Source organism: Pseudomonas sp. GW821-FHT01C01 (assembly GCF_059422645.1).
On the sequence record NZ_JBWKXF010000012.1, the window covers coordinates 66608 to 92582 of the forward strand.

Below are 25975 nucleotides of genomic sequence, written 5' to 3' on the forward strand. Positions count from 1 at the left end.
TCAGGTGAATTTGGTGCTCAGGGTTTACGACGGCTGCGCCGCCGAACGCAGCCTCGCAGGCTCGGCAGCTGCTACACGGGGGGGGGCCGCCGATCTAGTGCCCCATGAGCCAATGCTGATGCGGCCCCGGCAAGGTCCAGATGCCAAACAGCATCACCAGCAACCCGCCCGCCATCCGCACGCTGCGCTTGCGCAACAGTGCGGTGATGCGCTCGGCGGCGAGGCCGGTCGCCAGCAGCACCGGCCAGGTGCCGAGCCCGAACGCGAGCATCAACAATGCACTGTCCAGCGCGTTGCCCTGACTGGCCGACCATAGCAAGGTGCTGTAAACCAGGCCGCACGGCAGCCATCCCCAGAGTGCGCCCAACAGCAGCGCGCGCGGAACGCTCGACACCGGCAGCAACCGGTTGGCGACTGGCTGGATATGCCGCCACAAGCCTCGACCGAGGCTTTCGATACGGGTCAGGCCGCTCCACCAGCCGGCCAGGTACAGGCCCATGGCGATCAGCAGCAATCCGGCGAGGATGCGCAGGAACATCGCCGCTGGGCTGCTGGCCACGGCCCATCCGGCCAGGCCGATCAGCAATCCGGCGCAGGCGTAACTCAGAATCCGCCCCAGGTTGTAGGCCAGCAGCAGGCGAAAGCGGCGGCTGCGTTGTTCCTTGGGAATCGCCAGGGTCAGCGCGCCCATCAAACCGCCGCACATGCCCAGGCAATGGCCGCCGCCGAGCAAGCCGAGGATCACCGCAGACACCAGCAGTGGTGCCAGTTCAAGCATGGGGCGGTGCCTTGTCTTGCGGCTTGGCCGGTTGGCCACTGGCCTCATCGACGGCGGCGGTGTGGTTCGGGTCCTGGTCGTCGAACAGGATGCTGTGGGCCGGGCCGTCGAGGTCGTCGTACTGACCGCTGTCGACTGCCCAGAAGAAGATATAGACGGCGATGGCCACGATCAGCAGCGCAGCGGGAATCATCACGTAAAGAGCTGGCATCTGGACTCCATGCTCGCGCGGCTCAGGCCGGCAGCGGGCGGGTTTCTGGCGTGGTGGAGAGGGCGGGCGCGCTCGGCATTCGAGTCAGGCGCAGGGCGTTCAACACCACGGTCAACGAACTGATCGACATGCCCACCGCAGCCCACACCGGGGTGATCCAGCCGAGGGCGGCGAAGGGCAACATGAGGCCATTGTACAACCCGGCCCACAACAGGTTCTCGATAATCACCCGACGGGTGCGCCGTGCCAGGCTGAAGGCTTGCACGAGGGCGTCGAGGCGGTTGGACAGCAGCACGGCATCGGCACTGGTTTTCGCCAGATCGGTGGCCGAGCCCATGGCGACGCTGATATCCGCAGCTGCCAGCACTGGCACGTCATTGACCCCGTCACCCAGCATTAACACCTTGCGACCTTCTTTGTGCAGTTGTTGCAGGACTTGCAGTTTATCGTCCGGACGCAAACCACCGCGGGCTTCATCGATGCCCAGTTCCGCCGCCACACTGGCGACCATCGGCGAACTGTCGCCGGACAACAACAGCGTGCGCCAGCCACGTGCCTTGCACGCGGCCAGCAGCGCGGGCGCATCGGCACGCAAGCGATCATCGAGAGCGAGCCAGGCCAGCGGTCCCTGGCCGTCGCCCAGCAGCAGCCATTGGCCGGCTTCTTCGGGCATCGGCGGCACCACGGCGCCACTGAGTTCGCAGACGAATCCCGGTTGACCGATGCGCAGGCGCCGCCCTTCAACCAGACCCTCCAGGCCGAGTCCCGGAGTGCTGTGGACTTCTTCGGCCGCCATTGGCGCACGACCGAAAGCACGGGCGATCGGGTGTTCGGAGCGATTTTCCAGGGCCGCGGCGAGGCTCAGGCATTGATCACTGTCGAGCGGACCGAGAGGGCGGATCGAGCGCAGCGCCAGGCGCCCTTCGGTGAGGGTGCCGGTCTTGTCGAAAATCACCGTGTCGATCTGGTTCAGGCCTTCCAGCACATGACCGCGCGTCAGCAGCAGGCCAAGTTTGTGCAATGTGCCGGTGGCGGCGGTGAGCGCGGTCGGTGTCGCCAGCGACAATGCACACGGGCACGTCGCCACGAGCATCGCCAGCACAATCCAGAATGCCCGCGAGGCATCCAGTTGCCACCACAGCAGCCCAATCGCGGCTGCAGCGATCAGCGACAACAGCAGGAACCATTGCGCGGCGCGGTCGGCGATTTCCGCCAGGCGCGGCTTTTCGGCCTGGGCGCGATCCAGCAGGCGGACGATGGCCGAGAGGCGAGTGTCCTGGCCCAGGGCCTGGACCTCGACGGTCAGCGCGCCTTCGACGTTCAGGGTGCCAGCGGTGACCGCATCGCCGAGGGTGCGGGGTTGCGGCAGGTATTCGCCGGTCAGCAGCGACTCGTCGACACTCGACTGGCCGTCGAGGATCTTGCCGTCAGCCGGGAGAATGGCGCCCGGATGAACCAGCACGTGATCGCCGACACGCAGTTCACTGAGCAGAATGCGTTCGCTCTGGCCGTCAGGCGTCAAGCGCAGGCAGGAGGCGGGCAACAGGTTCACCAGTTGCGCAGTGGCGGCGGCCGTGCGCTCGCGGGCGCGCCGTTCCAGATAACGCCCGGCCAGCAGGAACAGGGCAAACATGCCGACGGCATCGAAATACAGTTCGCCGACCCCGGTGATCGAGGTCCAGATCCCGGCAACGTAGGCACTGCCGATGGCCAGTGACACGGAAACGTCCATGGTCAGGTGGCGGGTACGCAAATCGCGCATGGCACCTTTGAAGAACGGCGCGCAGCTGTAGAACACGATCGGGGTGGTGAGGAACAGGGCGACCCAGCGCAGGATGGTGTGCAGTTCAGGGCTGAGGTCGATGTTGAATTCAGGCCAGGTGGCCATGGTTGCCATCATCGCCTGGAACCACAGCAGCCCGGCCACGCCGAGCTGGCGCAGGGCCAGACGGTTTTCGCTGGCCAGTTGTTCGCTGGCGCGGTCGGCCTGGTACGGGTGTGCGGCGTAACCGATGTGGCGCAGTTCGCTGAGGATCTGGCTCAGCGGTAATTGCGCATCGGCCCAGCGTACGTGCAGGCGATGGTTGGACAGGTTCAGGCGCGCTTCAGCCACCGCCGGCAAGGTTCGCAGGTGTTTCTCGATCAACCAGCCGCAGGCAGCGCAGCTGATGCCTTCCATCAGGAGTGTGGTTTCGGCGAGCTCGCCTTCGTGACGAACAAAGGGCTGCTGTACATCGGCACGGTCGTACAGCGCCAGTTCATCCACCAGTTGCACCGGCAACGCTTCAGGGTTGGCCGAGGCTTCGCTGCGGTGCTGGTAATAGTTTTCCAGGCCGCCAGCAACAATGGCTTCGGCCACGGCCTGGCAACCCGGGCAGCAGAATTCGCGGGATTGCCCCAGGACCGCAGCGGTGAAGCGGCTGCCGGCCGGGACGGGCAGGGCGCAGTGGTAGCAGGGGAGTGGGGTGGTCATGAGGTTTTCATTAATGCCGCTGGATCTCTGTCGTCAAGTAGGGCCTCTTCGCGGGCAAGCCCGCTCCCACAGTTGATCAATGTCGTGCACAGAATTTGTGTACACCAGTGATCCCTGTGGGAGCGGGCTTGCCCGCGAATGCGCGAAGCGCAGCCTTTTTACTTCTTCAGGTCTTCCGCGCCTTGCAACGGTTCGTCGCCCAGCAGCAGCTCCTTGTCATGGCTGACCGGTTCTTCTTCGAACATGCGCCAGATGTGGTCGTCCTGAGTGCCGAGCAACTCGACAAAACGCCGGCCTTCGACCTTGTCACTCAACTGGCCGATGTAGCGGCCCTGTTCGGTTTCGCTGCGGGTCAGGGTGATCTTGCGATCCTTTTCCGGTTGGGTCGGCGAGATCAGGTTCAGCTCCAGGGTCTTGGGCTGGCTGTCGCCGCTCAGGCGCAAGTCAACCTCTCCGGTCACGTCATCGAGATGAACGCTGGCGCGCATTTTCAGGTTCTGGGCCAGCAGTTCGCGGTCGAGGGAGCGGTTGATGCCTTTGCCTGCCTCGTAGTAGTTGTCGTTGACCAGGTTGTCCGGGTTCTTCACCGCGATGGTCACCATGGACAAGGTCAAGGTCACCGAGCAGGCCAGGATCCCGATGATGATCCACGGCCAGAGGTGCTTGTACCAGGGGCTTGCGGCAGTTGCTGCGGGCATGTTCTGTTCTCTCAACGATTTTGTGGGCCGATGAATCGGCTCTTGGCTTCAATGTGGACGCTGTCGTCATCGGCATCCTTGAGGATGAATTTCACCTCGTTGGTGCTCGACGGCAGTTTTTCCGGGGCGACGGACAGCTCGGCAGGCTGGCTGACGATCTCGCCGGCCGCGACCTTGATCTCGCGTCGGCCCTGCAATTTGATATCCGGCAGGCCAGAGGCTTCGAGCAAGTAGGTATGGTCGCGCTGGTCCTTGTTCATGATTTTCAGGCTGTAGACGTTTTCGATCCGGCCTTCGGCGTTCTCGCGGTACAGCACGCGGTCTTTGCTGACATCGAAGCCCACCAGCGAACGCATGAAGAATGCCGTCACCAGCAAGCTGATCATTGCCAGCAGCACAATGGCATAACCGATCAGGCGCGGACGCAGTTTATGGGTTTTCTGCCCGGACAGGTTGTGCTCGGTGGTGTAGCTGATCAGCCCGCGCGGATATTCCATTTTGTCCATGACGGCGTCGCAGGCATCGATGCAGGCGGCGCATCCGATGCATTCGATTTGCAGGCCGTCGCGGATGTCGATGCCGGTCGGGCAAACCTGGACACACATGGTGCAATCGATGCAGTCGCCCAGGCCCTGGGCCTTGTAGTCGATGCCTTTTTTACGTGGGCCACGGCTTTCGCCACGGCGCGGGTCGTAGGAAACGATCAGGGTGTCCTTGTCGAACATCACGCTCTGGAAGCGCGCGTATGGGCACATGTAGATGCACACCTGTTCACGCAACCAGCCGGCGTTGCCATAAGTGGCGAGGGTGAAGAAACCGACCCAGAAATACGACCAGCCATCCGCTTCGCCGATAAAAAATTCGATGGTCAGTTCGCGGATCGGCGAGAAGTAGCCGACGAAGGTCATGCCGGTGACGAAACCGATCAACAGCCACAGGCTGTGCTTGCTGAACTTGCGCAGGAACTTGTTGGCGCTCATTGGCGCCTTGTCGAGCTTGATGCGTTGGTTGCGGTCACCTTCGGTGACTTTTTCGCACCACATGAAGATCCAGGTCCAGACGCTTTGCGGACAGGTATAGCCGCACCAGACCCGTCCGGCGTACACGGTGATGAAGAACAGGCCGAACGCGGCGATGATCAACATGCCGGACAACAGGATGAAATCCTGAGGCCAGAAGGTGGCGCCGAAAATGAAGAACTTGCGCTCCGGCAAGTTCCACCAGACGGCCTGATGACCGCCCCAGTTCAGCCACACCGTACCGAAATACAGCAGGAACAACACGGCACCGCCGGTCATCCGCAGATTACGAAACAGGCCGGTGAAGGCGCGGGTGTAGATTTTTTCTCTGGAGGCGTAGAGGTCGACGCTGTTGTTCGCGTTCTTGGCGGGTGGAGTGACGTCGTGTACCGGAATCTGGTTGCTCATCATTGCATCCCACGGCAGTGGAAAAGTGCCTCGGTCAGTACGTGCCAACCGCGGTCAAAAAGGGGTGTTGCAGTGGCGCAATGATACGCCTGTCGCTCTAGCCTGCGGGTGCGACCTTTGGTCACGTTTGGCAAAATCAATTGATGGTGTAATGACTTGAATCAATTGACTTGTAAATTATGGACGGTTTTCAGGTGCGGGCGGAATCAATTCGTTGAAGTCGATGCTGTCTTCAGGCAACGCAACAACCTGTAGGAGCCAGCTTGCTGGCGATGGAGTCAAGGGCGCCGCGTTGAACCAGAGGGCACGCGTTGTCGTAAACGACCATCGCCAGCAAGCTGGCTCCTACAGTTTCCCGGGAATGCGTGAAGAGCCATAAAAAAGGCCCCGCCAATTCACATTGGCGGGGCCGTTTTTTGTTGCATCAAGCGTTTGACTTACTGGGCGTCCGCTGCCTTCTCACCGTGAGACAGGCTGTAGACGTAAGCGGCCAGCAGGTGAACTTTGTCGTTGCCTTGCAACTGCTCTTGCGCAGGCATCTGGCCCTGACGGCCGTAACGGATGGTTTGCTGCAGTTGAGCGAAGCTCGAACCGTAGATGAACGCGGCCGGGTGAGTCAGGTCAGGCGCGCCCATCGCTGGCGTACCTTTGCCTTCCGGACCGTGGCACGCCACGCAGTTGGTGGCGAACAGTTTCTGCCCGGCAACCGGGTCGGCCTTGGCGCCTTCCGGCAGCTTGCGGCCATCGAGGTTGGTCAGGACAAACGCGGCCACGTCGGCCACGCCTTGCTCGCCGATCACTTCAGCCCACGCCGGCATTACTGCATGACGGCCGCCCATGATGGTGGTCTTGATGGTTGCCGGCTCGCCGCCCCAGCGCCAGTCGGCGTCGGTCAGGTTAGGGAAGCCATAGGCGCCCTTGGCGTCGGAACCGTGGCAAACCGAGCAGTTGGAGGCGAACAGACGGCCACCCATCTTCAGGGCTTGCGGGTCTTTGGCCACTTCTTCGATTGGCATGGCAGCGAACTTGGCGAAGATCGGACCGAACTTGGCGTCCGACCTGGCCATTTCCTTTTCCCACTCGTGAACGCCGGTCCAGCCGGTCTGGCCGTTGGCGAACGGGGTCTGCTTCTCGTTGTCGAGGTAGCCGTAACCCGGCAGCAGGCCTTTCCAGTTACCCAGGCCCGGATACAGCGCCAGGTAGCCCAGTGCGAAGATGATGGTGCCCACGAACAGCATGAACCACCATTTCGGCAGCGGGTTGTCGTACTCCTCGATCCCGTCGAAGGAGTGCCCGACCGTCTCGTCTGTCTGCTCTGCGCGCTGGCCCTTGCGGGTCGACAGCAACAGCCAGGTCAGGCAAAAGATCGTACCGAGACTGAGGACTGTGACGTACAGACTCCAGAATGTAGTCATTCTTTGTTACTCCTAGAAGCTTGCTCGACGTGCTTGATGGCTTCGGGATCATCCGCGAAAGGCAGCAAGGTCGCGTCTTCAAACTCCGACTTGCGCTTGGGACTGAACACCCACAGTGCCAGTCCGATGAAGGCCACCATCACAACAACGGTGCCCAGGCCACGAATCATCCCGATATCCATCTAATTCACCGTTTGCTTTTGATGATGGTGCCCAGGCCTTGCAGATAGGCCACCAGCGCGTCCATTTCGGTTTTGCCCTTCACGGCATCCTTGGCACCGGCGATGTCTTCGTCGGTGTAAGGGACGCCGAGCGTGCGCAAGACTTCCATTTTTTTCGCAGTGTCTTTGCCGTCGAGCTTGTTTTCCACGAGGAACGGGTAGGCCGGCATTTTCGACTCAGGCACTACGTTGCGCGGGTTGTACAAGTGCGCACGCTGCCAGTCATCGGAGTAACGACCGCCGACACGGGCCAGGTCCGGACCGGTACGCTTGGAACCCCACAGGAACGGGTGGTCCCAGACGCTTTCACCGGCGACCGAGTAGTGGCCGTAGCGTTCTGTTTCGGCGCGGAACGGACGGATCATCTGCGAGTGGCAGCCGACACAACCGTTGGCGATATAAATGTCCCGGCCTTCCAGCTCAAGGGCGGTGCGGGGCTTCATGCCCTCGACCGGCTTGTTGGTGACATCCTGGAAAAACAGCGGAACGATCTGGGTCAGGCCGCCGACGCTGACGGCGATGACCATGAAGAAGGCCAGCAGGCCAATATTCTTCTCGACTGCTTCATGCTTCATCAGTGAGCTCCAACTACAACGATCTGTTCGGCGGCTTCAGCTTCAGCCGGGTTCGAGGCGCGTACGGTACGGAATACGTTGTAGGCCATGAACAACATGCCGGTGGCGAAGAACGCACCGCCCAGGGCGCGAACGATGAAACCAGGGTGGCTGGCTTGCAGCGCTTCGACGAACGAGTAGGTGAGGGTGCCGTCGTCGTTGATTGCACGCCACATCAGGCCCTGGGTAATGCCGTTGACCCACATCGAGGCGATGTAGAGCACGGTACCGATGGTCGCGAGCCAGAAGTGGGTGTTGATCAGGCCGGTGCTGTGCATCTGCGCACGACCGAACAGTTTCGGGATCATGTGGTAGATGGCGCCGATCGAGATCATCGCTACCCAGCCCAAGGCACCGGCGTGTACGTGGCCGATGGTCCAGTCGGTGTAGTGCGACAGCGAGTTGACGGTCTTGATCGCCATCATCGGACCTTCGAAGGTCGACATGCCGTAGAACGCCAGGGAGACAACCAGGAAGCGCAGGATTGGGTCGGTGCGCAGCTTATGCCAGGCGCCCGAGAGGGTCATCATGCCGTTGATCATGCCGCCCCAGCTCGGAGCCAGCAGGATGATCGACATCGCCATGCCCAGGGACTGCGCCCAGTCCGGCAGTGCGGTGTAGTGCAGGTGGTGCGGACCGGCCCAGATGTACAGCGTGATCAGTGCCCAGAAGTGCACGATCGACAGGCGATAGGAATAGATCGGGCGTTCGGCCTGTTTCGGCACGAAGTAGTACATCATCCCCAGGAAGCCGGTGGTCAGGAAGAAACCTACGGCGTTGTGGCCGTACCACCACTGGATCATCGCATCCGTCGCACCCGAGTAGGCCGAGTAGGACTTGAACAGGCTGACCGGCAGCGACATGTGGTTGACGATGTGCAACATCGCGGTCACGACGATGAACGCGCCGTAGAACCAGTTACCCACATAGATGTGCTTGGTCTTGCGCTTGACGATGGTGCCGAAGAACACCAGACCGTAGGTGACCCAGACAATGGCCAGCAGAATAGCCAGGGGCCATTCCAGTTCCGCGTATTCCTTGGTGGTGGTGAAACCCATCGGCAAGGTAATGATTGCGCCGACGATCACCGCTTGCCATCCCCAGAAGGTGAAGGCGGCGAGGCTGTCGGAAATCAGTCGCGTTTGGCAGGTTCGCTGCACGACGTAATAAGAAGTGGCAAACAGTGCACATCCACCGAAGGCGAAAATCACCAGGTTGGTGTGCAACGGGCGTAAGCGTCCAAAAGTCGTCCACGGCAGACCGAAGTTCAATTCCGGCCATACGAGCTGTGAGGCGATGAAGACACCGAGCCCCATGCCAAGGATCCCCCAGACCACCGTCATGATGGCGAACTGGCGGACTACCTTATAGTTATAAGCAGTCGGACTGATTGCTGTGCTCATTCTAAGGTTCCACGGTTTGGGTGTTTTATTAGGATTAAAAATCGGCCGCAAGTATGGAGAAAGCAGGGGGTCATTGCAACGCGCCATGACCTGGGTCAATGCTTTCAAATGCTGATTCTGCGGCCTTTCCATGCGCCGCGTAGGGACAAAATTGCCCACGGACAAAACGTCCTGGCGGACTGATCAGGCGAGGGGGTCAGGTCGGATGTAACGGGGTGTGTTCAAACGCAACGTTTGGCTGACCGAAGGCAATTGGCGCGACAGCCGGTATCTACCAGCCTTTGCGGCCTGTCATCGGGCAGATTCGTCGAACACATCGTTCAGGGTCGACCTGGAACCGGCACCGGCCAGTCCGCATCGGGGGAAGCTTAGACCTGAATCCGGGGAACCGAAAGGAAGAGTCAAAGAGGGTGCGACAATGCGTCGCAAAGGGGCAGGGAACTGCCGCATCCGGGAGAATGCGGCAGCAGAGCGGTCGGGATTTATTCGCGGTTGTCTTCAGCCTGTAAGCGCTCGGTATTCAAACCGTGGGACAGGCTGTACACATACGCGGCCAGCAATTGCACCTTATCGTTGCCGAGCAGTTCGTTTTGCGCCGGCATATGGCCCTGGCGGCCATGACGAATCGTCTGTTCAAGTTGCGTCAGGCTTGTACCGTAAATGAATCCCGCCGGGTGCGTGAGATTCGGCGCGCCCATGGCTTCAGTGCCCTGGCCGTTTGCCCCATGGCAGGCTACGCACGTGGTGCTGAACGCTTGCTGTCCGGCTTGCAGGTCGGCTTTGCTGTCGGCAGGCAACGGCAGGCCGGCCAGATCATGGCGCACATAAGCGGCGACGTTCCTCACACCTTCTTCGCCCAGAACTTCACCCCAGGCCGGCATCATCGCCATCCGGCCACCCATGATGGTGGTCTTGATCGTTTCGGCCGCGCCGCCCCAGCGCCAGTCGCTGTCGGTCAGGTTGGGGAAGCCGAATGCACCCTTGGCGTCCGAGCCGTGGCACACCGAGCAGTTGGAGGCGAACAGACGTCCGCCCATTTTCAGCGCTTGCGGGTCTTTGGCAACTTCTTCCAGTGGCATTGCTGCGAATTTGGCGAAGATCGGTCCGAACTTCGCGTCAGCCCTGGCCATTTCCTTTTCCCATTCGTGCACGCCGGTCCAGCCATTTTCGTAGCCGGGCAGGATGCCTTTCCAGTTGCCCAGGCCCGGATAAAGGATCAGGTAACCGACGGCAAATACCAGGGTGCCGGCGAACAGCATGAACCACCATTGCGGCAACGGGTTGTCGTACTCCTCGATGCCGTCGAAGCTGTGGCCCATGGTCTGGTCGACACTGCCCTTGGTTTCACCCTTGCGCGTGCCGATCAGCAGCCAGGTCAGGCCGATCAGGCTGCCGATGGTCAGTACGCAGATCCACGTACTCCAGAAGGTGGTCATGGCCGGGTACTCCTTGTTGCTGAATCTTCGGTGATGTCGGGTTGTGGCTCGTCGGCGAACGGCAGCAGGCGCGCTTCGGCGAATTCCGGGTTGCGCTTGCCGTTGAACACCCACAGGGTCAGGCCGACGAAGGCGATGAAGACAACGACGGTGCCCAAGCCGCGGATCATTCCAGTGCTTATCTCAACAACCATGGCTCACCTCTTGCTCTTGATCGCAGTGCCGAGCACTTGCAGGTAGGCGACCAGCGCGTCCATTTCGCTCTTGCCCTTGAGCGAGGCAACGGCACCGGTGATGTCCTCGTCGGTGTACGGCACGCCGAGGGTACGCATGGCGCGCAGCTTGGTTTCGGTGTGGCTGCTGTCGAGCTGATTGGCCACCAACCACGGGTAGGCGGGCATCTTCGACTCCGGCACGACGTTGCGCGGGTTGTACAAGTGCGCGCGGTGCCAGTCATCCGAGTAACGCGCGCCGACCCGCGCCAGGTCCGGCCCGGTGCGTTTCGAACCCCACAGGAACGGGTGGTCCCAAACGCTTTCGCCGGCCACCGAGTAGTGCCCGTAGCGTTCGGTCTCGGCGCGGAACGGACGGATCATCTGCGAGTGGCAACCGACGCAGCCCTCGCGGATGTAGAGGTCGCGACCTTCCAGTTGCAGCGCGGTGTAGGGCTTCATGCCTTCCACCGGTTTGTTGGTCACGTCCTGGAAGAACAGCGGGACGATCTGGGTCAGGCCGCCAATGCTCACGGCCAGGATCATCAGCAACAGCAACAGGCCGACGTTTTTCTCGATAGTTTCGTGTTTCATGGCGGACTCCTCAGGCCATCTGCGCGGCAGCGGCGACGGCAGCAGGCTGCGAGGCCCGCACGGTGCGCCAGGTGTTGTAGGCCATCAGGAACATGCCGCTGAGGAAGATCGCGCCACCCACCAGCCGCACGACGAAGCCAGGGTGGCTGGCCACCAGGGTCTCGACGAAGGAGTAAGTCAGCGTGCCGTCCTCGTTCACCGCACGCCACATCAGGCCCTGGGCGATACCGTTGACCCACATCGAGGCGATGTACAACACGGTGCCGATGGTGGCGAGCCAGAAGTGCGCGTTGATCAGGCCGATGCTGTGCATCTGCTCGCGTCCGAAGACTTTCGGGATCATGTGGTACAGCGCGCCGATGGAAATCATCGCCACCCAGCCGAGTGCGCCGGCGTGTACGTGGCCGATGGTCCAGTCGGTGTAGTGGGAGAGGGCGTTGACCGTCTTGATCGCCATCATCGGCCCTTCGAAGGTCGACATGCCGTAGAACGCCAGGGACACCACGAGGAAACGCAGGATCGGGTCGCTGCGCAACTTATGCCAGGCGCCCGACAGGGTCATCATGCCGTTGATCATCCCGCCCCAGCTCGGTGCCAGCAGGATCAGCGACATCACCATGCCCAGCGACTGCGCCCAGTCCGGCAGCGCGGTGTAGTGCAAATGGTGCGGACCGGCCCAGATGTACAGGGTGATCAGCGCCCAGAAATGCACGATCGACAGGCGATAGGAATACACCGGGCGCTCGGCCTGTTTCGGCACGAAGTAGTACATCATCCCGAGGAAGCCGGCGGTAAGGAAAAAGCCCACGGCGTTGTGCCCGTACCACCATTGCACCATCGCGTCGGTGGCACCGGCGTACAGCGAGTAGGACTTGGTGAAGCTGACCGGCAGTTCCAGGTTGTTGACGATGTGCAGGATCGCCACGGTGATGATGAACGCACCGAAGAACCAGTTACCGACATAGATGTGTTTGGTCTTGCGCTGCATGATCGTGCCGAAGAACACGATGGCGTAGGCGACCCAGACAATGGTGATCAGGATGTCGATCGGCCATTCCAGTTCGGCGTATTCCTTGGAACTGGTGTAGCCCAGCGGCAGGCTGATGGCCGCGAGCAGAATCACCAGTTGCCAGCCCCAGAAGCAGAACGCGGCGATTTTCGGCGCAAACAATTGGGCTTGGCAGGTGCGTTGCACCGAATAGAACGAACTGGCGAACAAGGCGCAGCCGCCGAAGGCGAAGATCACCGCGTTGGTGTGCAGTGGGCGCAAGCGGCCGAAGCTGGTCCACGGCAGATTGAAGTTGAGTTCGGGCCAGACCAACTGGGCAGCGAGAAAAACCCCGAGCCCCATGCCGACGATGCCCCACACCACCGTCATAATGGCGAATTGGCGGACCACCTTGTAGTTGTAGGCGGTACTGATAGAAGTGTTCATGGTTCCCCATCCACGGTTCAGCTGAAGTGAGCGCGCTCGCGCGAGGCGGCGCATCCTTCGGCCGGAGTTATAGGCAGACTAAAAGCGAGGCAAGCATGGACAAAGGGCACAAGGCCGGTATTGACGGGGATCAATGGGCGCAGTGTGTGCGGGATCGCGGATGGCTCTGGAGCGCCGCGTCAGTCCCGGCTTCGGCGACGCTGATCCTCGCCCATGGCGCCGGCGCGCCGATGGACAGCGACTGGATGAGCGACATGGCTGCACGCCTTGCCGGGCTTGGCGTCAACGTCTTGCGTTTCGAGTTTCCCTATATGGCGCAACGGCGCACCGACGGCGGCAAGCGCCCGCCAAATCCGGCCCCGAAACTGCTGGAGTGCTGGCGCGAGGTGTATGCCGAAGTGCGACGCCATGTCGCCGGGCCGCTGGCCATCGGTGGCAAGTCCATGGGCGGGCGGATGGCCAGTTTGCTGGCCGATGAGTTGGGTGTGGATGCGCTGGTGTGCCTGGGCTATCCGTTTTATGCGGTGGGCAAACCGGAGAAGCCACGGGTCGAACATTTGGCCGGGCTGAAGACTCGGACCTTGATCGTACAGGGCGAGCGCGATGCGTTGGGCAATCGCGAGGCGGTCGAAGGTTATGCGCTATCGCCGAGTATCGAGGTGTTCTGGCTGGTGGCGGGGGATCATGATCTGAAGCCGTTGAAGGCTTCGGGGTTTAGTCATGAGCAGCATCTAACAGCTGCGGCGGGGAAGGTTGCTGCATTTCTTCAGTGATATGCAGGGTGAGAATCAGGGCCTCTTCGCTGGCAAGCCAGCGCCTACAGATTGCGATCCCTTGTAGGAGCTGGCTTGCCAGCGAAGGCGGCCTGAAGGTCTAACGATTAAACCGCTCCACCAACGAGTACTGGGTGTTCGCAGTCTTGGTCAGCTCTTCACTCAGCAACGCCGAATTCTGGGCCTGTTCCGAAGTCTGGTCAGCCAGGGACGAAATATTGCTGATGTTGCGGCTGATTTCTTCGGCCACGGCACTTTGCTCTTCGGTCGCGGCAGCGATCTGAGTGGTCATGTCGGTAATGTTGGCCACCGCCTCGCTGATCCCCACCAGTGCCTGGTCCGCTTCCAATACCCGCGCCACGCCTTCTTCAGCCTGACGATGCCCGGCTTCCATAGTCTGTACGGCTGTACCGGCGGTTTGCTGGAGCTTGGCGATCAGCGCATGAATCTGCCCGGTGGACTCGCTGGTGCGTTGCGCCAACTGACGAACCTCGTCGGCCACCACCGCAAAACCACGACCCATCTCGCCGGCACGGGCCGCTTCGATGGCGGCGTTCAGCGCCAGCAGGTTGGTCTGGTCGGCGATGCCTTTGATCACGTCGACCACTCCACCGATTTCGTTGCTGTCCCTGGCCAGTTGGGTCACGGTCACGCCGGTTTCACCGACCACCACCGACAGGCGCTGGATGGCTTCGCGGGTTTCCCCGGCGATGTCGCGACCACGACCGGTCAGGCGATTGGCTTCCTGGGTGGCATCGGCGGTGCGTTGTACGTGGCTGGCGACTTCCTGGGTGGTAGCGGCCATCTGGTTGACCGCGGTGGCCACTTGCTCGGTCTCGACGCGTTGACGTTCCAGGCCGCTGGAGCTGTTGTGCGCCAGGGCATCGGATTGCCTGGCCTGATCGGTCAGGTGTTCGGCCGTGTCCTGCAAGCGCGTCAGGCAGGTTTTCAGGCGTGCCTCCTGGCTCAGGATGGACATTTCCAGACGTGCCTGGGCGCCGCGACTGTCGGTGTACATCTGTGCGATCAATGGATCGGAGGTGGTCTGCTCGGCCAGGCGCAGCAAACGCTTGAGGCCACGCTGTTGCCACTGAAGGCCCATCAGGCCCAGCGGCACCGAGAGACCGGCAGCCAGGACAAACCCCCAATGGGAATTCAGCGATGCACCGATCATGAAGCTCAATTGGCTGACCAGAATGAACGGCAACCAGTCCTGCAGAATCGGCAACCATTTATCCGAGGAGGGAACGGCCGACTTGCCCTGGTTGATGCGTTGGTAGAGCGCTTCGGCGCGACGGATCTGTTCGGCGGTGGGCTTGACCCGCACCGACTCGTAACCGATCACCTGATTGCCTTCGAAGATCGGTGTCACATAGGCGTTGACCCAGTAGTGATCACCGGTCTTGCAGCGATTCTTGACAATGCCCATCCATGGCAAGCCTTGTTTCAGTGTGCCCCACATGTGCGAGAACACCGCGGCCGGAACGTCGGGGTGACGCACCAGGTTATGCGGCGCACGGATCAGTTCCTCACGAGAAAACCCGCTGATTTCGACGAAAGCGTCGTTGCAGTAGGTGATCATGCCCTTGGCATCGGTGGTGGAAATCAACCGTTGCTGAGCCGGGAAGGTCCGTTCGCGTTGTGTAATTGGCTGGTTGTTACGCATGGCTTTTTCAATCCGCAAGGCTTTCAGGCTTTGTCGGCTGCGTCGCGAATTTGATGAATGTTTTTTTTCAGAACCTGACACATGTCGCAATTTCGCCGGGTGGATGAAGGTCGATCCGCCCGGCGACCGAGCATTTCAGGTTTCCCTTGATGGGTTCCAAGCGTATGATCCGCGGCGATTTGCAGGATGTTACTTACGGTCAGGATTGCATCGGAAGATAACACTCAAGGTGTCGCCGGGTTTCCAGCATTTACATTAATGGAATTTGATTGTTGTTCAGCTTTTGGAAAAAGGGCTGGGGATAAAAAGGTTAGTTTCAATGCGTAAGAAGGTTGCAATCATAGGGACGTCGTTCCGTTTTCCAGGCTCTACTTCTGCAACTTTTTGGCCGCATCTGCTGGATAGGCAAAGCTTCATTACCCAGGCGGATTTTTCTCGCTGGTCCAAAGACGAATTCCTGCACCCGGACAAGGCAAACCCCGCAACGTCCTACACCTTTGCTTCTGGATCCCTGGGCGACATTTCGACCTTCGATGCCGGATTCTTCAATATCTCTCCTCGTGAAGCGTCGGTCATGGACCCTCAGCAGCGTTTGTTGCTGGAGCTTGGCTGGGAACTGTTCGAAAACGCCGGCATCAAGCCGTCGAGCCTGCGTGGCAGCGATTGCGGTGTTTACCTGGGCATTGCCAGTGTCGACTATAGCTACCGCCTGGCCCACGACCTGTCGCAGATCGACGCCGCCACCGCCACCGGCAATACCTTCAGCATCGCGGCCAACCGGTTATCTTTTTTCTATGACCTCCAGGGTCCGAGCATGGCCATCGACACGGCGTGCTCTTCTTCCCTGATCGCTTTTCACCAGGCGTGCCAGGCCATTCAGAACGGCGACATCGAACAGGCGATTACCGGTGGGGTCAGCCTGCACCTGCATCCTTTCGGTTTCCTGATCTTTTCCAAGGCCTCTATGTTGTCGCGCACCGGGCAATGCCATGTGTTCGATGAATCGGCGGACGGCTATGTCCGTTCCGAAGGCGCCGGACTGTTCTACCTGAAGGATTACGACAAGGCGATCGAGGACGGCAACCAGATCCTTGCGGTCGTTGCCGGCAGCGCGGCCAATACCGACGGGCGCAAATCGAGCCTGACGGTCCCGAGTGCGGATGCGCAGATTGCCCTGATGAAACAGGCTTACGACACGGCCGGCATTGATGCAGCCGATATCGATTACCTGGAGGCTCACGGTACGGGCACGCCAGTTGGCGATCCTATCGAGAGCCGGGCCATCGGTGAGGCGCTGGGGCAGCAACGCCCGGCGGATCAGCCACTGTTGATCGGCTCGATCAAGAGCAACATCGGCCACCTTGAGGCCGCCTCCGGCGTCGCCGGCCTGATGAAGGCGCTGTACTGCGTGATCGAACGCAAAGTGCCGGCCACCATCGGTATCAAGAAGCTCAATCCGAACATTCCCTTCGCGGATCTCAACCTGAGTGTGGTCACCGAGACCCAGGCCCTGAAACCGAGCGGAAAACTGGTGGTCGGGGTCAACTCCTTCGGTTTCGGCGGGGCCAACGCCCACGTGATCCTGGAAAGCCCACCACCGGCAGCGCCAGTCCCGGTTCAGACGCAGCAATATGTGCCGCTGATGGTCTCTGCCAAGGACAGTGCAGCCCTGGCGGCCCAGTGTGAGCAGCTCGCGCAATTCATGTCCGTGCCGGACGCGGCAAGCCTTTACGACGTCGCCTACCAGGCACTGGTGCGTCGCGAGCAGCACCCGCAAAGGGTTGTGGTGTTCGGCGCGCAGGCTCGGGACAGCGCACAGGCGCTCCTGGATTTCGCCACGGAACCCGGTGTTCCGGCGCTGTCAGCGGTGCTGGAAAGTGGCCGTGCACTGGATCAGGCCAAAGGACCGGTGTTCGTTTTCTCCGGTAATGGATCGCAGTGGCAGGGCATGGGCAAGTCATTGCTGGCCGACCCGGTGTTCCATCGGGCGGTTGCCGAGGTGGACGCGATTTTTCAGCCACTGTCCGGTTATTCATTGATCGCCGAGCTGGCGGGTGAGCTGGGCGAGGGCCGTTATCGGCTGACTGAATTTGCACAGCCGGCGCTGTTTGCATTGCAGGTGGGGGTCACCCGCATGCTGGCCGAAAAAGGCGTCGTACCGGTGGCTGTCATGGGTCACAGCGTCGGTGAAGTCGCTGCCGCCTGGGCGTGCGGGGCGCTGACGCTGAACGACGCCACGGCTGTGATCTACCATCGCAGTCGCCTGCAAGGCTTGACCAAGGGCTGCGGCAAGATGTCGGCGGTCGGCTTGTCGGGCGTAGACACGGCGAGCCTTTTGCAGGCACTTGGCCTGGACAGCGAGCTGGTGGTCGCCGGCGACAACAGTTCCAAAGGGGCCACGGTCGCCGGCCTGCCGGCTGCGTTGGAGTCTCTTGAAAACGCACTGAACGAGCGTCAGGTTTTTGCGCGCCGACTGGATCTCGATTATGCGTTCCACTCGCCGGCCATGGATGTGATTGCCGATCAGGTGGTCGAGGTCTTGAGTAACATTGTCCCGGGACCTGCCCGAATTCCAATGTATTCGACCGTGACCGGAGGCCTGCTGTCCGGCGAGAGTCTGGACGCCGAATACTGGTGGAAAAACATTCGTTATCCGGTGCTGTTCAAATCCGCCAGCGAGGCGCTCGTCGAGCAGGGCTACAACGTATTCGTGGAGGTCGGGCCGCACCCGATCCTGCGAGCGTATGTCGCGGACGCACTGAGCAGCCAGGAGCTGGAAGGCATCGTGATCCCGACAGTGCTGCGTGGTGAGGAAACCCCACAGCTGATCGACCGCACACTGGCGAAGGTGCTGATTGCCGGCGTCGACATCGATCTGCACTGCCTGTTTTCCGCGGCCGGGCGTTTCGTGCAACTGCCCAATTACGCCTGGCAGCGCGAACGTCTCTGGCACGGTGATTCGCCCGAATCAAGCGGCAACCTGCACCGTGAACGGGTCCACCCGCTGTTGGGTTACCCGCTGCCCGAGCATGAGTTCACCTGGGACAACCGGCTGGATACGCAACTGTTCCCGTCACTGGGCGACCATATGGTCGGCGAATCGGTGTTGTTCCCCGGTGCAGGTTTCACCGAACTTGCACTGGCTGCTGCGCTGCAGTATCAGCCCGGCGAGTATGTTGAGATCGAAGAGCTGGAAATTCACAGTCCGCTCCTGCTGCATTCGGATTTCAGCAAAAAAGTCCGCGTGACAATAGATAGCAGCGACGGGACGCTGTCCATCGTGTCGCGTACCACCGCCCAGGCCGAGCCGTGGGCGCAGCATGTGGTCGCGAGGTTTCCGGGTGAAGCTCGCGGCGGTTTGTTGGCCTGCTCCGCTCCGGCCCTCCCGGCCCGCTCGCCTGATTTCACTTCGGCCGGGCACCTGGCGCTGACGCGTGCCGTCGGCCTCAACTATGGCCCGGCCTATCAGGCGGTCGAGGCCGGCTGGATCGATGGCAACCAGGTGTTGGCGCGCTTGACGGTCCCGGCACCGATCGAGGCAGAACTGCCCACCCTGAATCTGCACCCGGCACTGCTGGACAGTGCATTTCAATTGATCACTCAACTATTGAGCCAGGATGCCGGCAGCCGCAAAGGCCTGGCTTTCATCCCGGTGAAACTGGGGCGCATCTGCTTTGCTGCCGGCAGCCTTGTGCCTTGCCTGGCCCAGGTCACCCTGGTGAAGCGTTCAGAGCATTCCTTGCTGGCGGATTTCACGCTGTACAACGCCGAGGGGCGCGCGGTCATCTGCATCAAGGACGCGCGTTTTCGCGGCGTACGGTTACACAAGGATCGCAGTGGCGACATCAAACTGGCGGACTTTGTCGGGGTCGCAAAACCCTATCCCGCCAATGAACGCGCCGTGCCAGTGGTCAGTTCACAACTGCAGGTGAAGCTGCAGCAGCACCTTGGCACGCTCGTCGATGATTACGGACTGGTCCGGTATGCCCATGAAATCGATCCGTTGCTCGATGGCCTGTGTGGCAGCTTCCTGCTCGAAGCCATCGAGAAACTCGGTGGTGGACTGACGCGTCAGCAGTACGCCACTTGGCAAGCTGGAAGTTATCTTGACCATCTGCTTGAACAAGCTGTTGAGGACGGCAGTCTGGTCGCAATCGGCAACGACGCCTGGCAACTGGCCGACCAGGGCGAGCACGCCGGTGCTCAGGACATCTGGCAGGAATTGTTCCGCAGTTATCCCGAGCACTTCCAGATTATTCATTCGGTGGGCCGCATCGGTATGCACCTGCTGGAGCTGCTCAGCGGCCAGGTGAGCCTTGCGCAACTGTTGCCACGGGAAACCACGCCGGCCGTATTGACCCGCCTGGCACTCGGCGCATCCGGCCATCACGCATTGCTCAATGGTCTGCGAGAGCACATCGCCCAACGATTGAACGCTCTGCCTGACGGGCAGCGCTTGCGCATTCTCGAGCTTGGCTTCGAGGGCGCGCCGTTGGCGGCCGATCTGTGTGTCGGCCTGGATTTTGATCGGATCGACTATCAGTACGTTGCGCAGAATATTGAAGCGCCGTCGATGCTCCAGACGGAGTTCCCGGATCTTCAGGTCCTGAGCCTGGAAGACTCGGAAAAAGTTGCCAGGGTGCCGGCGAACGACTTTGATCTGGTCCTCGTTGCCACTGACCTGGCGCCGCTCGAAGCGCTCAGTCAAGGCTTGCAGCAGGGTGCCGCACGGTTGTGTGCCCATGGCGAAGTGCTGCTGCTGGCGCAACATCCCGCACGATGGGCTGACTTCATCTTCGGCGCCGAGCCGTCCTGGTGGCTCGCCCGCCAGGGGCAACAGACGCTCTCGGTGCAGCAGACCCCGGGCTTCTGGCAGCAGGAACTGCGGCGTCATGGCCTGAAAGTATCCGAGCCTCTGGAGTTCATTCCGGACTCGGCCGCCGGCAGCTATCTGCTGGTGGCCGCCAAAGAGGGCGTGAAGGCGCTCGGGGTTGCTCCTGAGTATCCGCGTCAGCGCTGGTTGCTGGTCGCCGACGAGCAGGGACCTGAAGGTCCGTTTGCCCAGACACTGGCTTCGCTCTTGCGTGAGCGCGGCCAAGACGCTTCGTTGCTTGCACCGGGCCCGGCAGCGGTGCTGGCACAACGTTTGAGTGAAGCGCCGTCGGCGCCTCGGCACATTGTGATGCTCGCCGGTCTGTTCGCTTCCGGAGGGCTGGATGCGCAGGCCGATCGGTGCATGCTTGCCGCCGCCATCACTCAGGCCTGTGAGTCGGCCGGCATCGCCGCCGATTGCTGGTTGCTGACCTCAGGCGCGGCTGTTCATCTGCTGCCGCAAGTCACGCGGCAGGACACGACTGTGCAGGACATTGCCGATGCGGCCTTGTGGGGCTTCGGTCGGACCCTGAGCAACGAAGCCGTCGGCTGTCGTGTCCGCCTGCTCGATCTGGCGATGGGGGCCGGTGTAGAGCAACTGGTCCCGGCGCTGCTCAACGCGGATGAAGAAACCGAACTGGCCGTCACTGCGGCGGGCGATCGTTATGTTGCACGGCTGCGAATCCAGCCCGATGAGCTGCCGCGTCATGGAACACTGCAAGCGCCGACGCAAGTCAAGCTCGGGTTCGACTTGCCGGGCCAGTTGCGCCATTTGCGCTGGGAAGCACGGACGCCGCGGCTGCCGGCTGATGATGAACTGGATATCGAGGTTCAGGCCACGGGTTTGAACTTCCGCGATGTCATGTACGCATTGGGCCTGCTGTCCGATGAAGCGATTGAAAATGGCTTCTCCGGACCGACGTTGGGCTTTGAATTCGCTGGCGTGGTGCGGGAGAAAGGAGCCTTGGTCGAGGGCGATTTCCAACCGGGCGACCGCGTCGTCGGCTTCGGCCCGTCGAGCTTCGCCAATCGCCTGGTCACCAACGCCAATGCGGTGGCACGCATTCCCGAAGGCATGTCTTTCGAGGCGGCTGCGACCATCCCGAGCACCTTCTTCACCGTGTATTACGCGGTGCATCACCTGGCGCGTCTTGAACCCGGAGAGAAGATCCTGATTCACGGTGCAGCGGGCGGCGTGGGGATTGCCGCGATCCAGATTGCCAAATGGTGCGGTGCTGAAATCTATGCCACGGCGGGCAGCGACGAGAAGCGCGATTTCCTGCGGCTGATGGGCGTCAAACATATCTTCGACTCGCGTTCGTTGGCGTATGCCGATGACATCCTGGCAATCACCGAAGGTCGCGGCGTGGATGTGGTCCTCAACTCGCTGGCGGGCGAGGCGATCAATCGCAATCTGCGGGTGCTCAAGCCCTTTGGTCGCTTCCTCGAACTGGGCAAGCGCGACTTTTACCAGAACACCAGGATTGGCCTGCGGCCGTTCCGCAACAACATCAGCTACTTCGGTATCGACGCCGACCAACTGATGAGCGAGCGCCCGCAGCTGACCCGTCGGCTGTTCGGCGAAATGATGGAACTGTTCCGCGAGGGCATTCTGAGCCCGTTGCCTTACCGCGCCTTCGATGCCAATGAAGTGGTCGAAGCCTTCCGCTACATGCAGCAGGCACGGCAGATCGGCAAGATTGTGGTGACGTATCGCACACCGATTCAGGACGTTGTCGCGACGCCTGCCGTACACGCACCCGCGTTGATGCTGGCCGCGAACGCTAGCTACCTGGTCACCGGCGGGCTCAGCGGTTTCGGCCTGCGCAGCGCGCAATGGCTGGTGGAAAAGGGTGCTCGTCACCTGGTCCTGCTCGGTCGTCGTGGTACCGCGACGGAAGAGGCGCAACCCGTGTTGGAACAATGGCGTCAGCAGGGCATCGACGTCCAGGCGCTGGCCTGTGACATCACCGACCGCGCGCAACTGGCGTCCGTCATGGCGCGCATCGAAGCCAGTGGCCAGCCATTGCGTGGCGTGGTGCATGCGGCAACGGTGTTCGATGACGGCCTGATCCGCAATTTGACCCATGAACAACTGCAGCGCGTTCTGGAGCCCAAGGCCAAGGGGGCGCAGTACCTGCATGAATTGACGGCCCATTTGCCACTGGATTTCTTCGTGCTGTTCTCCTCGGCTACCACCCTGTTCGGTAATCCGGGGCAGGCCAACTACGTTGCCGCCAACCATTGGCTCGAAGCGCTGGCGCGGTATCGGTTGGCGTTGGGCTTGCCGGCGACCAGCGTGCTCTGGGGTGCCATCGATGATGCGGGTTTCCTGGCCCGCAATCAGGACATCAAGGACGCCCTGCAAAGCCGCATGGGTGGCGCTGCCTTGCAATCGCAAGCGGCGCTGCAGACTCTGGAGCGCTTGCTGCTGCAGCGTCGTTCGGGGCTTGGCGTGCTGGAGCTGGACTGGAAAGCATTGTCGCGCTTCCTGCCGGCAGCCGGCTCGCCCAAGTTCACTGAACTGGCCAGGTTGCACGGTGGTGAGCAGGATGAAGAAAGCGGTGCCGACGATATTCAGCGGCTGTTGACCGAAATGGACGACCCCGAGCTGATCGAGCTGTTCAGTGAAATGCTCAAGCAGGAAATCAGCGAAATCCTTCGTTTGCCAACCAGCAAGCTGGACACCAGCCGACCGCTCCAGGAGTTGGGCCTGGACTCGTTGATGAGTGTCGAGTTGGTGGTGGCGGTTGAGGAGCGATTCGGTATTCGTCTCCCGGTCATGGAGCTGAGCGAAGCGTCGAGCATCGGCAAGATCACTGTTCGTATCCTTGAACTTCTGCGCGGCAATCAGGATGGCGAGGCGCAACCGGATGCCGCAAGTAACCTGCAGTCTTTGGCGAGCGATACGTTCTCGCGTCATGGCGTCGACATTTCCCGCGACGACATCGCGCAATTGAGCGATGGCATTGGCACCCAGGACTCCAAACTTTCACGCTTGATCAATTGATCCGGACCATGACTCAGAAAAACTCGCCCGGGCTTGCCACTTCGATGAAGGACAAGCTGATCCAACAAGCCCTGGAACGGCGTCTGCGCAAGACTGGCGATGGCGCGCCAAGCCCGTCGCTGGAAGGTGTCAAAGGCGCCTCGCGTGAGGGGTTTGGGCAATTCTGCCGATTTGACCAGTTCCCCGGTTATCAGCAGCTACGCATCATGCTCGACGGCGCTGCGCGTTTTGGCCTGGCCAATCCGTTTTTCAAGCTGCACGACGGTTTGGCGGGGGCCGAAACCGTCATGGGCGGTAGCCGCTATGTGAACTTCGCGAGCTACAACTACCTGGGCTACTCGGGACACCCGGTGATCGCTGAAGCCGCCAAGGCCGCCATCGATCATTACGGGACGTCGGTATCGGCCAGCCGTCCGGTGTCGGGTGACCGTCCGATTCATCGAGAGCTGGAGCAGGAACTGGCGCGCCTTTATGAAGTGGACGATGCCATTACCTTCGTCAGTGGCCATGCGACGAACGTGACCACCATTGGCTACCTGTTCGGTCCGCGGGACCTGATCCTGCATGACGAATTGATTCACAACAGCGTGCTGCAAGGTATTCAGTTGTCGGGTGCCCGGCGCCTGAGTTTCGCCCATAACGACTGGGAAGCAGTCGACCGGGTACTGAGCGATCAGCGTCAGCATTTCGAGCGCGTTTTAGTGGTGCTCGAAGGCATCTACAGCATGGATGGTGATTTCCCTGATCTGCCTCGTTTCGTCGAGCTCAGGAACAAGCACCAAGTGTTGTTGATGGTCGATGAAGCCCATTCGCTTGGCGTCATGGGGCAGACCGGCAAAGGCATCCGAGAGCATTTCGGTCTGGCCGGCAGTGACGTGGATATCTGGATGGGCACCTTGAGTAAAAGCCTGGCCAGTTGCGGCGGCTACATCGCCGGTGAGTCGGCACTGGTGGAACACCTGAAGTTCCTGGCTCCGGGCTTTCTCTACAGCGTCGGCATGCCGCCATCGGTGGCGGCAGCAGCATTGGCTGCGCTGCGTTGCCTGCCTGAAGATGCCGAGCGCGTCGCCACCTTGCAGGCACGTGGCAGGCAATTCCTTGAACTTGCAAGGGAAGCGGGCCTGGACACCGGCACCAGCACCGGTCTGGCGGTCGTACCCGTCATCACCGGCAGTTCGCTCAAGGCAACCCAATTGTCCAGCGCGTTATCCCGCCGAGGAATCAACGCGCAACCCATCTTGCACCCGGCAGTACCCGAAAAATCGGCACGTGTACGCTTCTTCGTGTCGAGCCTGCACACCCCGGAACAAATTGCCGAAACCGTCACCATCGTTGCGCAGGAACTGCAAAAGCTGTAGGAGCTGGCTTGCCAGCGAAAGCGGCCGCGCGTCATGCAGCGCCAATGAAAACGCCTTCGCCGGCAAGCCGGCTCCTACAGGTTTTGCGTGTCTCCCAAAACGGCGTGTACACATTCGTGTAGGAGCTGGCTTGCCAGCGAAGGCGGCCGCACGCCATGCAGCGCCAATGAAAACGCCTTCGCCGGCAAGCCGGCTCCTACAGGTTTTGCGAGTCTCCCAAAACGGCGTGTATACATTCGTGTAGGAGCTGGCTTGCCAGCGAAGACGGCCGCGCGTCATGCAGCGCCAATGAAAACGCCTTCGCCGGCAAGCCGGCTCCTACAGGATGTGCGTATCCACAAAATAATCGTGAGTACGCGTTTGTGTAGGAGCTGGCTTGCCAGCGAAGACGGCCGCGCGCCGTGCAGCGCCAATGAAAACGCCTTCGCCGGCAAGCCAATATTTACAGCCATATGGCGTCCCACAACGGGTAGTCATGAACGCGTCTGACCAGGTTTGCGCGTATTGGGTTGGCGATGATGTAACGGGCCACTGCCAACAGATTTTCTTCGCGGCGGATGGCACGATCATGGAAACCCTTCTGCCAAAATTGGCCCGAGCGACCCAGGTAGACATTGATTTCTCTCGCGCTGCGGGATTTTGTTGCAAGCATCAACTCCGGTAGCGTGCAGTTCTGAAGTTCGACCAGCCAGTGAAAATGGTCGGGCATCACCACCCAGGCCAGGGACTCTGCCCGTCCATCTATCCTGGCCAGTCGAAATTGATCCACCACCAACCGTCCTGCCCGCCAATCGCTGAACACCGGTTTACGTAGATGGGTCACGGCAGTGAGCAGGTAGATTTGTCCAGATTGGGAATGGCGACCAGCGCGCAGATGGTTGGCGTGGGAACGAATGGGCAATCCTTTGCCCTCCTGTACAGGTAGAAAAGGGTAAGGCTAGTGCGCAGTTGATTTAACGTCGTAAAGGTTTGCGTCCGGATGTATCTGGACGGTCGCCCACAAAATAATGGCGTGTACACATTCGTGTAGGAGCTGGCTTGCCAGCGAAGGCGGCCGTGCGCCGTGCAGCGCCAATGAAAACGCCTTCGCCGGCAAGCCGGCTCCTACAGGGGTTGTGTCGCCCACAAATTATGATGCGGACGCGTTTGTGTAGGAGCTGGCTTGCCAGCGAAGGCGGCCGTGCGCCATGCAGCGCCAATGAAAACGCCTTCGCCGGCAAGCCGGCTCCTACAGGGGTTGTGTCGCCCAAAAATTATGATGCGGACGCGTTTGTGTAGAAGCTGGCTTGCCAGCGAAGACGGCCGTGCGCCGTGCATCGCCGATGAAAACGCCTTCGCCGGCAAGCCGGCTCCTACAGGATTTGCGTATCCACAAAATA

Annotated in this window: 18 protein-coding genes; 3 read left to right on the top strand and 15 right to left on the bottom strand. The window is 61.0% G+C overall.

Annotated features, from left to right (window positions below):
- Window positions 1–94: 94 nt before the first annotated feature.
- From AC07XF_RS11040 to ccoN (AC07XF_RS11100), 13 genes are all read right to left on the bottom strand, one after another.
- Window positions 95–778 carry a sulfite exporter TauE/SafE family protein gene (locus AC07XF_RS11040; protein ID WP_103394973.1) on the bottom strand — a complete coding sequence of 228 codons (684 nt, stop codon included), beginning with the start codon at window positions 776–778 and terminating at the stop codon, window positions 95–97.
- Window positions 771–989, bottom strand: coding sequence for a cbb3-type cytochrome oxidase assembly protein CcoS (ccoS, locus tag AC07XF_RS11045; protein ID WP_007971444.1), 219 nt, complete (start codon window positions 987–989; stop codon window positions 771–773). The genes AC07XF_RS11040 and ccoS overlap by 8 nt, the downstream gene beginning before the upstream one ends.
- Window positions 990–1011: 22 nt before the next feature.
- Window positions 1012–3462, bottom strand: a complete 2451-nt coding sequence (locus AC07XF_RS11050; protein ID WP_495026506.1) for a heavy metal translocating P-type ATPase — start codon at window positions 3460–3462, stop codon at window positions 1012–1014.
- A gap of 158 nt (window positions 3463–3620) precedes the next feature.
- The gene (locus tag AC07XF_RS11055) at window positions 3621–4160 is read right to left on the bottom strand and encodes a FixH family protein (protein ID WP_495026507.1); all 540 of its coding nucleotides are present in this window, start codon (window positions 4158–4160) and stop codon (window positions 3621–3623) included.
- A gap of 11 nt (window positions 4161–4171) precedes the next feature.
- Window positions 4172–5587, bottom strand: a complete 1416-nt coding sequence (gene ccoG / locus AC07XF_RS11060) for a cytochrome c oxidase accessory protein CcoG (RefSeq protein ID WP_495026508.1) — start codon at window positions 5585–5587, stop codon at window positions 4172–4174.
- 437 nt (window positions 5588–6024) lie between these two features.
- A complete protein-coding gene (gene ccoP / locus AC07XF_RS11065) occupies window positions 6025–7002 on the bottom strand; it encodes a cytochrome-c oxidase, cbb3-type subunit III (protein ID WP_495026509.1) in 978 nt (325 codons plus the stop codon).
- A complete protein-coding gene (locus tag AC07XF_RS11070) occupies window positions 6999–7184 on the bottom strand; it encodes a CcoQ/FixQ family Cbb3-type cytochrome c oxidase assembly chaperone (RefSeq protein WP_003175465.1) in 186 nt (61 codons plus the stop codon). Before AC07XF_RS11070 ends, ccoP (AC07XF_RS11065) begins: the two co-directional genes overlap by 4 nt.
- 5 nt (window positions 7185–7189) lie before the next feature.
- The gene (ccoO, locus tag AC07XF_RS11075; RefSeq protein WP_010456412.1) at window positions 7190–7798 is read right to left on the bottom strand and encodes a cytochrome-c oxidase, cbb3-type subunit II; all 609 of its coding nucleotides are present in this window, start codon (window positions 7796–7798) and stop codon (window positions 7190–7192) included.
- Window positions 7798–9240 (bottom strand): cytochrome-c oxidase, cbb3-type subunit I, encoded by a 1443-nt coding sequence (gene ccoN / locus AC07XF_RS11080; protein WP_007987240.1) that lies wholly within the window; start codon window positions 9238–9240, stop codon window positions 7798–7800. Before ccoN (AC07XF_RS11080) ends, ccoO (AC07XF_RS11075) begins: the two co-directional genes overlap by 1 nt.
- Before the next feature lie 482 nt (window positions 9241–9722).
- Window positions 9723–10676, bottom strand: coding sequence for a cytochrome-c oxidase, cbb3-type subunit III (gene ccoP, locus AC07XF_RS11085; RefSeq protein WP_495026510.1), 954 nt, complete (start codon window positions 10674–10676; stop codon window positions 9723–9725).
- Window positions 10673–10870, bottom strand: coding sequence for a cbb3-type cytochrome oxidase subunit 3 (locus tag AC07XF_RS11090; RefSeq protein WP_495026511.1), 198 nt, complete (start codon window positions 10868–10870; stop codon window positions 10673–10675). The genes ccoP (AC07XF_RS11085) and AC07XF_RS11090 overlap by 4 nt, the downstream gene beginning before the upstream one ends.
- A 3-nt stretch (window positions 10871–10873) precedes the next feature.
- On the bottom strand, window positions 10874–11482 hold the full coding sequence (ccoO, locus tag AC07XF_RS11095) for a cytochrome-c oxidase, cbb3-type subunit II (protein ID WP_007987243.1): 609 nt from the start codon (window positions 11480–11482) through the stop codon (window positions 10874–10876).
- A 10-nt stretch (window positions 11483–11492) separates the two neighbouring features.
- The gene (ccoN, locus tag AC07XF_RS11100) at window positions 11493–12917 is read right to left on the bottom strand and encodes a cytochrome-c oxidase, cbb3-type subunit I (RefSeq protein ID WP_495026512.1); all 1425 of its coding nucleotides are present in this window, start codon (window positions 12915–12917) and stop codon (window positions 11493–11495) included.
- 95 nt (window positions 12918–13012) lie between these two features.
- Between ccoN (AC07XF_RS11100) and AC07XF_RS11105 the strand changes: the two genes are divergently transcribed.
- Window positions 13013–13690, top strand: coding sequence for an alpha/beta family hydrolase (locus AC07XF_RS11105; protein WP_495026513.1), 678 nt, complete (start codon window positions 13013–13015; stop codon window positions 13688–13690).
- 100 nt (window positions 13691–13790) lie between these two features.
- On the opposite strand, the gene AC07XF_RS11110 is transcribed toward AC07XF_RS11105, so the two are convergent.
- Complete coding sequence (locus AC07XF_RS11110) at window positions 13791–15356, bottom strand: methyl-accepting chemotaxis protein (protein ID WP_495026514.1); 1566 nt, start codon at window positions 15354–15356, stop codon at window positions 13791–13793.
- A 319-nt stretch (window positions 15357–15675) separates the two neighbouring features.
- On the opposite strand from AC07XF_RS11110, the gene AC07XF_RS11115 reads away from it, so the two are divergent.
- Window positions 15676–23238, top strand: coding sequence for an SDR family NAD(P)-dependent oxidoreductase (locus tag AC07XF_RS11115; RefSeq protein WP_495026515.1), 7563 nt, complete (start codon window positions 15676–15678; stop codon window positions 23236–23238).
- An 8-nt stretch (window positions 23239–23246) separates the two neighbouring features.
- Complete coding sequence (locus AC07XF_RS11120; RefSeq protein WP_495026516.1) at window positions 23247–24596, top strand: aminotransferase class I/II-fold pyridoxal phosphate-dependent enzyme; 1350 nt, start codon at window positions 23247–23249, stop codon at window positions 24594–24596.
- Window positions 24597–25038: 442 nt separating this feature from the next.
- Here AC07XF_RS11120 and AC07XF_RS11125 read toward each other — a convergent pair whose 3' ends face one another.
- Window positions 25039–25497 carry an REP-associated tyrosine transposase gene (locus AC07XF_RS11125; protein WP_495026517.1) on the bottom strand — a complete coding sequence of 153 codons (459 nt, stop codon included), beginning with the start codon at window positions 25495–25497 and terminating at the stop codon, window positions 25039–25041.
- Window positions 25498–25975: the final 478 nt, after the last annotated feature.

Bases quoted from the DNA above. Each gene is read 5' to 3' on its own strand.
- AC07XF_RS11115 (WP_495026515.1), top strand. From the start codon at position 15,676: ATGCGTAAGAAGGTTGCAATCATAGGGACGTCGTTCCGTTTTCCAGGC.
- ccoO (WP_007987243.1), bottom strand. From the start codon at position 11,482: ATGAAACACGAAACTATCGAGAAAAACGTCGGCCTGTTGCTGTTGCTG.
- ccoG (WP_495026508.1), bottom strand. From the start codon at position 5,587: ATGAGCAACCAGATTCCGGTACACGACGTCACTCCACCCGCCAAGAAC.
- ccoN (WP_495026512.1), bottom strand. From the start codon at position 12,917: ATGAACACTTCTATCAGTACCGCCTACAACTACAAGGTGGTCCGCCAA.
- AC07XF_RS11070 (WP_003175465.1), bottom strand. From the start codon at position 7,184: ATGGATATCGGGATGATTCGTGGCCTGGGCACCGTTGTTGTGATGGTG.
- AC07XF_RS11120 (WP_495026516.1), top strand. From the start codon at position 23,247: ATGACTCAGAAAAACTCGCCCGGGCTTGCCACTTCGATGAAGGACAAG.
- ccoO (WP_010456412.1), bottom strand. From the start codon at position 7,798: ATGAAGCATGAAGCAGTCGAGAAGAATATTGGCCTGCTGGCCTTCTTC.
- AC07XF_RS11090 (WP_495026511.1), bottom strand. From the start codon at position 10,870: ATGGTTGTTGAGATAAGCACTGGAATGATCCGCGGCTTGGGCACCGTC.
- ccoP (WP_495026510.1), bottom strand. From the start codon at position 10,676: ATGACCACCTTCTGGAGTACGTGGATCTGCGTACTGACCATCGGCAGC.
- ccoN (WP_007987240.1), bottom strand. From the start codon at position 9,240: ATGAGCACAGCAATCAGTCCGACTGCTTATAACTATAAGGTAGTCCGC.
- AC07XF_RS11040 (WP_103394973.1), bottom strand. From the start codon at position 778: ATGCTTGAACTGGCACCACTGCTGGTGTCTGCGGTGATCCTCGGCTTG.
- AC07XF_RS11110 (WP_495026514.1), bottom strand. From the start codon at position 15,356: ATGCGTAACAACCAGCCAATTACACAACGCGAACGGACCTTCCCGGCT.
- ccoP (WP_495026509.1), bottom strand. From the start codon at position 7,002: ATGACTACATTCTGGAGTCTGTACGTCACAGTCCTCAGTCTCGGTACG.
- AC07XF_RS11050 (WP_495026506.1), bottom strand. From the start codon at position 3,462: ATGACCACCCCACTCCCCTGCTACCACTGCGCCCTGCCCGTCCCGGCC.
- AC07XF_RS11055 (WP_495026507.1), bottom strand. From the start codon at position 4,160: ATGCCCGCAGCAACTGCCGCAAGCCCCTGGTACAAGCACCTCTGGCCG.
- AC07XF_RS11105 (WP_495026513.1), top strand. From the start codon at position 13,013: ATGGACAAAGGGCACAAGGCCGGTATTGACGGGGATCAATGGGCGCAG.
- ccoS (WP_007971444.1), bottom strand. From the start codon at position 989: ATGCCAGCTCTTTACGTGATGATTCCCGCTGCGCTGCTGATCGTGGCC.